The following is a 12,061-nucleotide window of genomic DNA, read 5'->3' on the forward strand; positions in this document are numbered from 1 at the left end:
GCCTATCCGACTTTTCCTGACTACTTTAAAACACCGAAAAACCGCTTAAGTCCGTGCCATTCTTGTCTGACAGAAAATAATAGAAAACAAACACCCATCCATTCCAAATACGAAATATCATCCACACGCAACTGAAACACGCCCCATATGATCTTGCTACATTATAAGCACCAGCATCAGTCAGGACATCTACCCCGAAATAATCTACAGGGTGCGTTTGATCGACAGATATGACTTATAGCCCCTCATGCTTCCTAGAGGCAGCAACAGCCACTTCTAATAATCTGCCACTATCACCAGCTGCGTTCATCTGGACATCAATAAATTCTTTCACTTTCCCAATTTCAAATTCATTACCTTCATAAAGATCTGCAAAAATGATGTTCAAATCTCTCAGGTAATGCGCTTCAGTGTATTTTGCAGACTTAAATGGCTCCTCATCTAAATGCGCCTTCAGACTATTGAACAACGCTGCGGTCGCTTCATCTGGATTAGTTTTTTGACAGCGCTCGATGAGTTTTCCTGCTCCTGCCCCCATATCATCGTATGAAATAACCACAACTTAACCATTCTAAATGGCTAATCTGAAAGCCTCCCCCAATTATGCAAATTACTTGCAATTAACCTCTGCAAGCCTTAGCTCAATACCTCTCAGATCCACCGGCTAACTCCGCTGATGGCGCCACCATATTCCCAATACTATGAGTAAAGAACCCATTCCCATTGTCAGCCTCTGCGGATTTCTAGGCTCAGGTAAAACCACCTTGCTCCGTCGCTGGCAAAGAGAGGAATCACTGAAAGAAGCGCCTCTTATCGTACACGACCTCAGCGACTTTGGACTCGATGCCGAACTCTTATCCGATAGCGGATCAAGCCCTGCACCAGGTTCACTCAAGGGCAGAGTCGCAGCCCTGCACGGTAGCCATGCTCGTGAAAATCTCCACACCTCAGTCGCTAAGGTTCTTAAACAGATTTCCTCCCTTCGCCCTCCACTTGTCTTGTGTGAGAGCACTGGTGCTGCCCGACCTTGGCCACTCATCAAAGCGCTCACCCAAAGCAAACACTTCTATCTACGCCACTTTATCGTCACCATTGATGCCCTCAACCTCCACCGTGACTTCAATGATGGCCGTGACCTAACAGAGAGCTTAATCCACGCCCAAGACCCAGCCCTTAGACAAGTCGCCCACTTGCTCGCCGAACAACTTGCCTTCGCCAGCATCATCATCCTCACCAAAACCGACACCCTCGCCAAACCCATCGTCGATGCCCAAGTAGGTATCCTCCAAACACTCCAGCCGCGCGCGGCAATTGGCCTCTCGGCTCAGGCCGGTCTCCTGCTCCCACAACTTGACGGCATCCCCGCTCCCAAGCTTACAGAACTGGAAAACAAAGCCACTCAACTCGGCCTAACAGAGCAGAGCGCAACTGTCGAAAATGTCGAAGCTGAAATCTTCCAGGACCCGCGACCATTCCATCCCCAGCGACTATTTGACGCCTGCCAAAACCATCTTTCGACCGGCTTATTCCGTACAAAAGGCTTTATATGGCTAGCTTCCCGCCCCGGCCATGTCCTCCTCTGGCAACAAGCTGGAAGCCAAATATCTCTCGAGCTCAAAGACCTCTGGCGTGCCGAAATCGTCAAAAACCCCGACGGCAAACTCCTCCCTGAAGAGATCGAACACCTACAAAAACAACTCGAATCACAGCACCCTATCTTCGGCGACCGCCACAATGAACTCACCCTCATCGGAACTCCATCCGCACGGGAGTCATTCGCCCAAGCCCTAACCCACGCCCTCTGCACCGACGATGAAATCGCTGCATGGCAAAAAGGTTCAGAATTCCCTGACCCGTGGCCCAGCTCTATCCGCCAAGTCAGATAAGACGAACACCCCCCTAGTCGACATCCATTCAAAATAGTGGCTACCTCATTGCTCAATATAACTTGATAACGCCCTCTCAATAAGAAAGAACCAGCCCCCCTTAGACGCCATCTCCTTGACGTCTATCCACTGCGGTCGTATCACTCACACTGAGAATACAACCCCAATTTTTTATGAGCGAAAAATATGACCTAATTGTGATCGGTGGCGGGCGAGCCGCAAACCTAGCAATTGCAGCGGCTAAAGCTGGAGAAAAAGTAGCACTCATCGAACGCAGTAAACTGGGCGGCACCTGCCCTAACAGAGGGTGCGTCCCCTCCAAGCTTCTCATAGGCTTCGCTGAAGCAGCTCGTCATGTCAAACATGCCAATCACCACCACATCAAAGCCAAGATCGAATCCATCGATACCCAAACAATCTTTGACGAAGTTAATGACTACATCTCTGGAGTCGACCCACGTTATGAAGAACGCCTCAAAGCTGTAGGAGTCACCTTGGTCAGAGGCGAAGCTGAATTTTGCGCATTCAAAACAGTCTCCGTAAATGGACAAACCCTAAGCTCTGATAAAATTGTTATCGCCACTGGCAGTCACCCATCCCACCCGCCCTACTCAGATCTTCCTGTATGGACCAGCGATGCACTCTTTCCATTAAAAACCAAAGTACCAAAGAGCCTCCTGGTCATCGGCAGTGGCTTCATTGGGGTTGAAATGGGTGCCTTCTTTGCCGGCATTGGAGTCGAAACCACACTCTTCTCCCGTGGCGATAAACTCCTCAAACATGCTGACCACGAGATTGAAGAAATATTCTCACACGAATTCTCAAATGAAGTAGCCGTGCACAAAAACGCCACACTCTCAGACCTGAACCACGATGGGCCCCACTTCACTGCCACCTTCAACATCGCAGGTACCACTCAAACATTCAAAGCTGAAAACGTCCTCTTCGCAATCGGAAGAAAACCTAACACCGAAACACTCAAGCTAGAAAAAACAAAGCTCACCACTACCCAGCACGGCTTCATTGAAGTGAATGATCACCTCGAAACCTCCATCCCCGGCATCTATGCCGCCGGCGATGTCAATGGCCGCTACATGCTTCAGCACGCCGCTGCCTATGAAGTCGATTTCCTAAGAAAAAAATTCTACAAAGGCCACCCATCGCCAATCGATAAAAAAGACATCGCACACGCAGTCTTCTCCTACCCCGAAGTGGCCTCAGTCGGCCATACAGAAGAAGATCTCGTACGCAAAGCGATCCCCTACATCAGTGTGACGCAAGATTGGCTCGCCAGCGCTCGAGCAATGTCAACACGCCTTGAGTACCCGAGAATCAAACTTCTTGTCTCCCCCAGCGACTATTCCATCCTCGGCTGCCACCTCATCGGCCCCGAATCCTCAACCTTGATCCATCAGGTCCTCATGCTCATGCACCTGAAAAATGACCTGAGAGAAATCCCCCAACTCATCCACATCCATCCCGCCCTCAACGAACTCTTCCTCTCAGCATCCATACAGGCAATCCAATCAGTTAGAGAATATTCCCCAACCTAACATAGCCCGTCATAGTAGATTAAAAACAAAAAGGCCCCTCGACAATCCGCCGAGAGGCCTAAGCTTCTATAATCTACTCCTATTCGAAGATCAGATAGTTGACCTGCTCGGTCGTGTGCGAACTCTCGCTGTCACCAATGTCATCTTCATCAATGATCAACTTAATCGCACTCGCACTCAACGCGTCGTTCTCAAAGAACACCGGCCAGCCACCATCACCTCCGTCCATTGCCGCAGAGCTGAGTGCTCCAGCGCTTGCACTGCTCAAGCCTGTGAGCCCATAGCTGTAGCCAGCTGCACTGTTGCTTGTGTTGCGTACAGTATCGGCACCAAGTCCAGCCTCATAGGCCACTCCATTGATACTGCCGGTACCGGCTTCGATCACGATGTAACCAATCGTCTCATCAGCTCGCACCTTGTTGCTGTCCTCAGCTACGTGCTTACCAATGTTCAGATTAGACGCATCAGCGGGTGCCGTGCGGGTATTGCCCATGCTCCAGAACACGGACCAGTTCGCATCGTTCGCACTCATCACCTGACCTAGCACCACCGGTGTGGTGTAGCTGTTAGTGTAACTGCGAGCCTCTGCCAACCAGCTAGACTTCGCAGCAGTCACCGTAGAGGTGAACTTCACGGCTTCCATCTGCACGCCGTCGCTTGCAAGGGTGTAAACCCCTTCTTCCACAGCGATCACGGAAACATCACAGCTCACGGCAGCTGTCAGTCCATCTGCTCTATCAAGCTTCACTTCGAAGCTGCTGCCACTCACGTTGCGGATACGGGTCACTACTGGCACTTGTGCGGCACTCGCGTAGATCGGTGTCGCCACAATCACTGCCGAGTTGTAGTTCTTGCCGAGATCCACATTAGTCCAGCTGCTGCTAGAGACGCCGCTCACCGTCGTGCGCACCATCTTAGGTGAAGTGTCCGCCACGGTCGTGAAGCTCGCGCTGCTGCCCCACACTGTCCCTGCTGTGTTTGTCGCAGCAATCGTGTAGTAGTAGCTCGTGCCTTCATTCAGACCCGTGATGCTTTCCACATGCGCTCCAGCATTCTTCGTTCCAAGAACCACGCTGTTGCTCCAGCTTGCGGGTGTCGTGCCACCATCAGTCTCACCGTAGTAGAGAGTCACACTCGGAGCTTCTCCACCTTCGTCAGTGATACTGTAGCCGAGGTCGGCGCTTGTCATTGCTAGGTTCGATGCGCTGCCTGTTGCCACCACTGCTGCAGTGACTTCAAGCACATCGGTGACACTCACTGACACACTTGCCGTGTCGCTGAGTCCACCATTGTCGGTGACCGTCACAGTGAGTGTGTAGCTGTTAGTGGTTTCGTAATCGAGGGCTGTGGCAGTAGTAATCACACCACTGTTATCAATCGCGAAGGCGCCACCAGTATTGCCCGCTGTGATTGCGTAGCTGAGGCTATCGCCAGCATCGGGATCGCTCGCACTCACTGTCGCTACAGTAGTACCAAGCGTAGCATCTTCTGCCACACTTCCACTCGTGTCATTCGCAACAGGGCTATTACCATCATTGCCTGATGCGAGCTGTTGCACTTCTGCTAGGCTCAAGGCGCGCGTCCACATCCGAACTTGATCGAGGTACACCGTGGTGTTGAATTGGTAGTTCCCATTCCCGTCAGCACCAATGCCAAGCGGCAACCCAGAATCAATGCTTCCAGCACCTAAGCTTGCCACCTGGCCTACTTGCACACCATCTCTGTAAAAACTAGCATTCCCATCACGGTCATGCACCACAGTCACTAAATGCCATTGGCCGTCAGCAAGTGCACCACCAGACTCAAAATCCTGGCGTCCGCTGTCAGCCGCCTTGTAGTTCCACTGGTATTGACTCGCGTCAGTCTGCCCAGCGATAACCCATCCGGTATTGTTACCACTCCCCCAATTCTTGTTGCTAACAAAGCTTGGATCTCCAGACCATCCGTTCGGAGCCTTAACCCAAAACGCCACAGTGAAATCACTGCTATCTCCTAATTGCATAGCTTCAGGCATTCCCCCCTCGCCGATCACACGGAAATATTGACCACTAGCCACACTCGCTGCCTGCCCGACAACCCCAGTTGTGTAACTTGCCGTTCCTGTCTCTGTTGCGTCATGACCATAACCAGATGCATCAAGACCGTCGCCATCAAATTGCAAATCTAACACCATACCTTGATACAAAGCTATTGGTGATGATTGAGGGTCTATAGGATCTGAAAACCTCACAACTTCTGGACCATCAGCATAGCCATCATCATCCGAGTCAGTATCCGTCGGCACTGTCCCCGCACTCTGCTCCTCACCGTTACTCAAACCATCAGCATCGGCATCAGCGTCAGAATCGTAAGAAGCAATCGCTCCAAAATGAGTAACCTCCCAAGCGTCAATCAACCCATCGCTGTCTGCGTCAGCTGCTGAGTTCAACACAATACTTGCAGAGTCCGACAATCCCGAATCGTCCACTACCGATACCGTCAACGCATACTGAGCATTAGCCGCTAACACCGAACTTGACCGAATCACTCCAGTTTCACTCTCGATACTAAAGTTCCCACCCTGATTACCAGATGTGATCATATAGCGCAGAGCGTCACTCACATTGGCATCAGATGCCTCCACTGTATACAGCCCAGTCCCTGCAGGCACTCCAGCGGACACTGTTGAAACCACATCACCTAGCACAGGAGCTTGGTCGCTTTCCACACTCCCAAGCGCCCGTACAAACGATGCGCCCAAGGCCCGATCATAGATCCGTATCGCACTGACATCTAAATCATGATCCTCACCATTGTTGTCCCCTAGCAAAATTAATGTCTGCTCTAACGCGTATGCCCCATCGATCCCCTGGGTCGAACCACTCAAGATCTGCTGGCCGTCAGCATAAATGCGGTAGAAGCTGTCATTGTCAACCGAGACAACTAAGCGGAACCACGTATCAATAGGCACTGACCATCCACTATACCCTGTCGATGAATCTCCAACAGTGCCCGTAGTTGGCCTAAAAAATGCCTCTCCATCATCACTGTTAGCGACATCTGTCTGAAACAATGCTCGCCATTGGTCCACACTAGAACTTGGAGCCTTGAGGTCATAAACTAAAGTGTACTCGTTGACCTTGCTTCCGCCACCATTGGCCACAATCCCGTGGGCACTCACATAGTGGCTTCCTTGACCCACCCTAACAGCCCCATCGTTGCCGTCATAACCAGCAGTCACACTATGACTGCCAACCAGCTGAAGGTCTGCCCCCAGTGAGGCCTTTGTTAAATCTTGGGCGTCGTCAAACCTCCAGACAGCGACAGGGTCAATAGAATCTAATACATCTACAATCACTACTCCCGTAGCACTCTTCCCAACACTATCCTCAATCACATACTCAAAGTAATCGGTTCCGGTGAAACCCTCTGGAGCGGAATAAACCAATTGATTGCCATTCTGCACCACATTGCCACCACCAGAGCTGGTCGCATCAAACGACACAAGATTGATCGATTGACCGTTAGCATCGTGATCATTAGCTAACACGTCTAAAGATAAACCACCACTGCGCTCATTCACATATGCGGCAGTGTCCATGCTGGCATAGGGTGGAAGCTCCACAGCGACATAATTCTCGCTCGTGTTCATTACTTGAAGCCGGCTGTCACGATGGTTAAATATGCGATACGCCTCACAGCCGCTAAATCGAGCTGGCTGATTACCTCCCATGATGCCTGCACCTTCTGGACTCCCACCGATGAAATGTCCAAGGTCCCAGTTGTGTCCCATCTCATGGCGGAAAACAACGTCGAATGCACCACCGCTGCCGCTTTGATTCACCGAGTATTTACTCGACGTTCCTACCACTCCAACCCAGGCCAAACCTCCTCCAATCTTACTCGGAGAAACCGAGGCCACAACGTCAGGATTGACGCTGCTGTGGTTGCTATTCCACTCCGTGCGTGTGGCACTCAGGTAATCCCCCTGAGTCGTCCCCGTATACGGACTCTGCCCCGCATCAGTGCGTATCACTACCCTCTCAAGGTATGGGCGTAAAAGTACATCTTTCATGTAAATCGCGCTCGTCAAACACACCGAGTACTCGATCCCTTCCATGGTAGTCGCTAATGACGAACCCGCTGCTTGGTAATAGGCCTCATCTGCATCAATCCCCAATCCAAAGCCATACATCGTCGTACCAGCCTGCCCAGCCTGCACCGTCGCCGCACTCGGATACTGATAGTTCGTAAAGTCACTATAGCCTAATGCCCGCGTGCTCACTACTCCACTCCCCTGAGTGAACCAAGTCGCCCCGCGGTCAAAATAAACGGCACCTCGAAACGTCCCGTCGTCTAACTGAATTCCACAAGAAACTGCTCCTGGATATTCATCCACAGTTCCGATGTAGGACCTCTCTCCCACCGGTGTGTAGGGGTCGTAGCCTCCTGAATTATTCTGTACCAGAACTTCAAAGGCTGCTCCCCTTAGATTCTGCTTCGTGAGTCTTAATGTCACTGTCTCACCATTGTAGGTGACCGACTGAGTTAATGTGTCCGGAGCTGCTGTTAGACAACAGTTCGCCAACATAAATAGGCTGGCCGCCATCAGCGAACCACCCATTGGGTTTGTATGCATCATATTAGTTAGTGGGTATTTATTTTGATACAACTCTGAGCCATCACTATGCAGCAATCGCTAATCCGCCGTATCATACCTGATTCAAAATCAGATAGTTTGATCTACTAAACCCCACAGCACAATAAAACCCACACCCAATGGCATTACTCCAAACTTACTGGCAAAAAAATCCAGACACCCTAACACATTCTTGTGCAACTCAGTGTCCCCATGCCAAGCCATTCTACCTCTGCAATAGTCCTTCTTTAATGATCGAAGTTAACAACTCGTATCCCTTTTTGGTAAAATGTACTCCGTCAGAACTCAGCTGTTCTTGACCTAGCATTCTCCCATGGACATCAATCAAGATCACCTCTTCTTCTCGAGCTACCTTTCGGATAAGCGGCAACACCTCCGTCTCTAAAAGCTCCTTGCGCGCCGCCCGCATCGTAACCTTCTCACCCTTTGCTCTATCTGGGAATACAGGTGGAGGTGTAACCACATAAACCTTAGGCTTCGTTGCTAATGAACGAACCTCGCCAATCAACTTCTGGTACTGAGAGATAAGTTCTTCTGCAGAACTTCCGACAAACTGCGTAGCACGTTTCCCCTTCCACCACAATGGGTTCGCATCATTCGTACCAAGCATAATGACTACCACGTCTGGCTCGGACTTAAGCAATGCCTGATACTGATGCGTCCCAAAGTACGGTGTCCGAGTGCCACTCAGAAGAGTCGCCCCACCTTTACCACAATTAAGCGTTTCCCACCCCTCCCCCAATTGCTTTTCCAACATCGCCGGATACCCACGCTGTGTGTTGCTATCCCCAACACAAACCACTTTCTGGGCACTTACCATCATCACGCTACCCACCAGACATATCCCCATACATACAGCCCTATTCATCATCTTTCTTCGGGTTTGAAATGGAGCTCTCAGGTAATGGAACCGAATGCTTCTCTCTCCAAGATTCCATCTCGTCTAACATCAACTTAGCCCTATCAGCGTGACTCTTTGCCAAGTTTCTTTCCTCCAAGGGGTCATCAACCAAATGATATAACTCCACCTCGCCAGTCTTCAAAAATTGAATCAACTTCCACGCCCCCTTCTTCATCACCGTATTAGCAGGTGTCTTATAATTACTGGCAATATGCCAAAATAATGCCCTCTCCCCTAAACTCCCACCTTCTAAGAGAGGAACGATGCTTTCACCATCTAACATGCTCTTATAATCTTCCACCCCTGCCCACTCAAGCAAGGTGGGAAAGTAATCCAGTACGGTGATATTCTCATCCACCCTCGCGCCCTTGTATCTCCCACTCCAATGAACCAAAGCTGGCACACGCAAACCACCTTCGTATATCTGACCTTTGCTCCCTCTTAAACACTGAGTGAAACTCTGAATACCATTGTACCCATTGTCAGAGGTAAACACGATAATCGTGTTCTCTCTTACTCCCAACACATCTAAAGCATCTAAAATCCGACCTATGTTCATATCAAGGTTCTCCACCATCGTCCCATAGGCTGCCATCTCTTTAGTAACCTGTGCAGATTGACCTGTCCCCACATCTAACACCTTCTTCTGGTACTTTTCTAAAGCATCACTAGACGTGGCGACACTCGGTCGATGAGGAGAATAATAATGCAAGTTGATGAAAAATGGCTTCTTCTTATTTTCCTTCATAAAGCGAATCGCCTCATCTGTGAGTGCATCTGTCAGCCAATCCCCTTCTTCCCCCTCCTGCATAAAAGGATTCTTGAATGGCGCTTTGTAGCCTCCACTCTCAGACTTGTATCCAGCCTTGTAACCACGCGCCGGATCTCCCCAAAAAGTCCCTCCCACATTCTTATGAAACCCCCGCCCCTCTGGGTAAAACCGTTCAACATACTCCCTCTTATGCCGCTCCACCCATGACATATCACCACTCCCCGGTGTCCCCAGTTTCTTTTTAAACGGGTAATCCAACTCCCTCTCAGGATACGGCCCAACAACATGCCATTTCCCTAAATGGATCAACTGATACCCAACAGACCTCAACGGCTGAGAATAAAATGGGTGCTTTTCCTCCACCGTCCATCTCGAATATAGGTTATCAGCTGCCTTTCCCTTCTCTAACACTGGAACCGTGTATACTTGTGTTCTGAAGGAATGACGCCCAGTAAACAACGCCGCCCTAGACGGCGAACACGTCGGATACATACTTGCATTGTCAAAGACCACACTCTCCTTAGCTAACGCATCTAAGTGCGGTGTCTCAAACCACCTGCTACCATTGAAACCCACATCCTGATAACCTAAATCATCTGCTAATATAAATATAATATTTGGCTTATCTCTTGCCTCAACTGCACAAACGCTAAGCATGAAAAACACCACTACAAACCTGAAATAAATCACCATCATATAATAGTTGTTAGAGTGTGAGAATGTACTCCACCATCGACTCTACCTCCTCTTTACTCAAACCTAAAGGTGGCATGGCTCCTTCCTTGAAGGCCTTCGGCTTCTCCCGGTGAGGATACATAATCGCATTGATCAAATAATCACGATCCACTTTCACACGCACCTCTTTTCCGTCCCGAATCACCACTTGCTCACGTCCCAAGATACCAGATAAGTTGGGCGCCCCCCATCCATTATCTAATTCCCGATGACATGCCGCGCACTGTGTCTGAAACTTCATGGCGGCTTTCTCGCTCTCAGTCATGGCCACTGCCTTGCCATGCCCAGCCCCCCCCCTCTTCTTCAACATGGTGTACCAAAACTCCTCAGTGTAGAGCAGAGACTTCTCACCCTTTTTAGGCTTCATCTTAACGTGAACAACCCACCCGCTATTCTCACTACTTTTCCCTCCGCTCTCGATGATGAATTCCGGACTAGCGTCCTTGAGGCCATCTACGTAAAGGCGCATCTTCTTCCCCGTTGAATCAAATTCAATCCGCTCCGGCTTCAACCCTTCCTTACCCACTGGAGCACCTCCGTAACCAGAGCTCGGCTGGTACGTCCATTGAGAAACTTCTATCTCTCCAACCTTGAGAGAGTCTTTGGGTAGCGGCTTGAGAAACTCCACCTCAAATCCTCCCTCCGCTACTTTCACAGTCAAAATCTCATTGAAAGTCGGTGAAACTTCTTCGGCTCGCTTCACTCGAAAACGCTGCAGACCAGTATACCGATTATTAAACTGCCATAGTCCCCCCGCTCCTATCTGACCAATGTAATAGTGACCATCTGGACCGACTTCAATTCTGTTAGGAGCACCTGTGAAACCATTGCCACCGCTCTCATCAGCGATTCCTCCCGAATGCTTAAATGCCACCCCCTGCCATACGCCCTCAACTTCCTCCAGTGCCACTCTCAACACTCTCCCCATCGTAAACTCACATAGCAAAATCTGACCATTGTAAGGAGCTAAGACACCTTTTCGATCCCGAATGACATGCGGCTGGGCCGGTGAACGAGCTGCGTCATTTTGTGGTAAATGCACGGTCGCTGGAGTCATCATCCTAACATCACCCTTTTCAGCAACAACCCCTTCAGGCTGAAACGCTGACCTCTTCCCACCATTCGTATTATAAAGATAGTGGCCGTAAAAACTCCCCGGAGTAATACGAATCAATTCGTTTGAAGGGTTAAAAATCCCTTGGTTGTCTGTCACATAAGTCGCATTATCGGGCCCCACTTCCACACCGTTCGGTGTTCGAAACCCTCCTGCTAAAAACTCTATCTCTACATCCTCAGGGTCTTCACTTCCTGTAAGCGGTCCAAAGATGAAATGCGACCCTCGGAAAATTTTAGAGTTCTGCGGCACCATCTTATCTCGCTTCCCCCCCAAAAGAATCGCTGTCGTAAAGTTGCCACACAAATAGGCATCCCCATCCCTCATGTACTTTTCAAAACCTATCGTGTAGGTGTGAAAGTTGTCCGTCGAGGTTCCATCAATAATAACAGTCGCGAATGGCACGGACTTAAGCGGTTTTTCGGTGTTTTAAAGTAGTCAGGAAAAGTCGGATAGGCTTG

Annotated in this window: 7 protein-coding genes; 2 read left to right on the forward strand and 5 right to left on the reverse strand. The window is 49.9% G+C overall.

Annotated features, from left to right (window positions below):
* Nucleotides 1-235 precede the first annotated feature (235 nt).
* Entirely contained in the window at nt 236-559 is a 324-nt protein-coding gene (locus ACFSW8_RS03690; RefSeq protein ID WP_377177463.1) for a hypothetical protein, read from the reverse strand.
* A gap of 142 nt (nt 560-701) precedes the next feature.
* On the opposite strand from ACFSW8_RS03690, the gene ACFSW8_RS03695 reads away from it, so the two are divergent.
* Both ACFSW8_RS03695 and ACFSW8_RS03700 read left to right on the forward strand, forming a co-directional pair.
* Nucleotides 702-1,886 (forward strand): CobW family GTP-binding protein, encoded by a 1,185-nt coding sequence (locus ACFSW8_RS03695; protein ID WP_377088761.1) that lies wholly within the window; start codon nt 702-704, stop codon nt 1,884-1,886.
* Nucleotides 1,887-2,059: 173 nt separating this feature from the next.
* Nucleotides 2,060-3,439, forward strand: coding sequence for a dihydrolipoyl dehydrogenase family protein (locus tag ACFSW8_RS03700; RefSeq protein WP_377088760.1), 1,380 nt, complete (start codon nt 2,060-2,062; stop codon nt 3,437-3,439).
* Between the two features lie 79 nt (nt 3,440-3,518).
* On the opposite strand, the gene ACFSW8_RS03705 is transcribed toward ACFSW8_RS03700, so the two are convergent.
* The 4 genes from ACFSW8_RS03705 to ACFSW8_RS03720 form a co-directional block, all read right to left on the reverse strand.
* Nucleotides 3,519-8,060 (reverse strand): cadherin domain-containing protein, encoded by a 4,542-nt coding sequence (locus ACFSW8_RS03705; protein ID WP_377088759.1) that lies wholly within the window; start codon nt 8,058-8,060, stop codon nt 3,519-3,521.
* Between the two features lie 223 nt (nt 8,061-8,283).
* Nucleotides 8,284-8,901 (reverse strand): DUF459 domain-containing protein, encoded by a 618-nt coding sequence (locus tag ACFSW8_RS03710; RefSeq protein ID WP_377177467.1) that lies wholly within the window; start codon nt 8,899-8,901, stop codon nt 8,284-8,286.
* Nucleotides 8,902-8,938: 37 nt separating this feature from the next.
* A complete protein-coding gene (locus tag ACFSW8_RS03715; protein WP_377088756.1) occupies nt 8,939-10,408 on the reverse strand; it encodes a sulfatase in 1,470 nt (489 codons plus the stop codon).
* 49 nt (nt 10,409-10,457) lie between these two features.
* Nucleotides 10,458-12,005 carry a c-type cytochrome gene (locus tag ACFSW8_RS03720; protein WP_377177465.1) on the reverse strand — a complete coding sequence of 516 codons (1,548 nt, stop codon included), beginning with the start codon at nt 12,003-12,005 and terminating at the stop codon, nt 10,458-10,460.
* Nucleotides 12,006-12,061 lie beyond the last annotated feature (56 nt).

It is taken from the genome of Rubritalea tangerina (genome assembly GCF_042683245.1).
GTDB classification, from domain to species: Bacteria; Verrucomicrobiota; Verrucomicrobiia; order Verrucomicrobiales; family Akkermansiaceae; genus Rubritalea; species Rubritalea tangerina.

Excerpts from the sequence above, each read along its gene's own strand:
- ACFSW8_RS03695 (WP_377088761.1), top strand. The coding sequence starts at position 702 with ATGAGTAAAGAACCCATTCCCATTGTCAGCCTCTGCGGATTTCTAGGC.
- ACFSW8_RS03710 (WP_377177467.1), bottom strand. The coding sequence starts at position 8,901 with ATGATGGTAAGTGCCCAGAAAGTGGTTTGTGTTGGGGATAGCAACACA.
- ACFSW8_RS03715 (WP_377088756.1), bottom strand. The coding sequence starts at position 10,408 with ATGCTTAGCGTTTGTGCAGTTGAGGCAAGAGATAAGCCAAATATTATA.
- ACFSW8_RS03700 (WP_377088760.1), top strand. The coding sequence starts at position 2,060 with ATGAGCGAAAAATATGACCTAATTGTGATCGGTGGCGGGCGAGCCGCA.
- ACFSW8_RS03705 (WP_377088759.1), bottom strand. The coding sequence starts at position 8,060 with ATGATGCATACAAACCCAATGGGTGGTTCGCTGATGGCGGCCAGCCTA.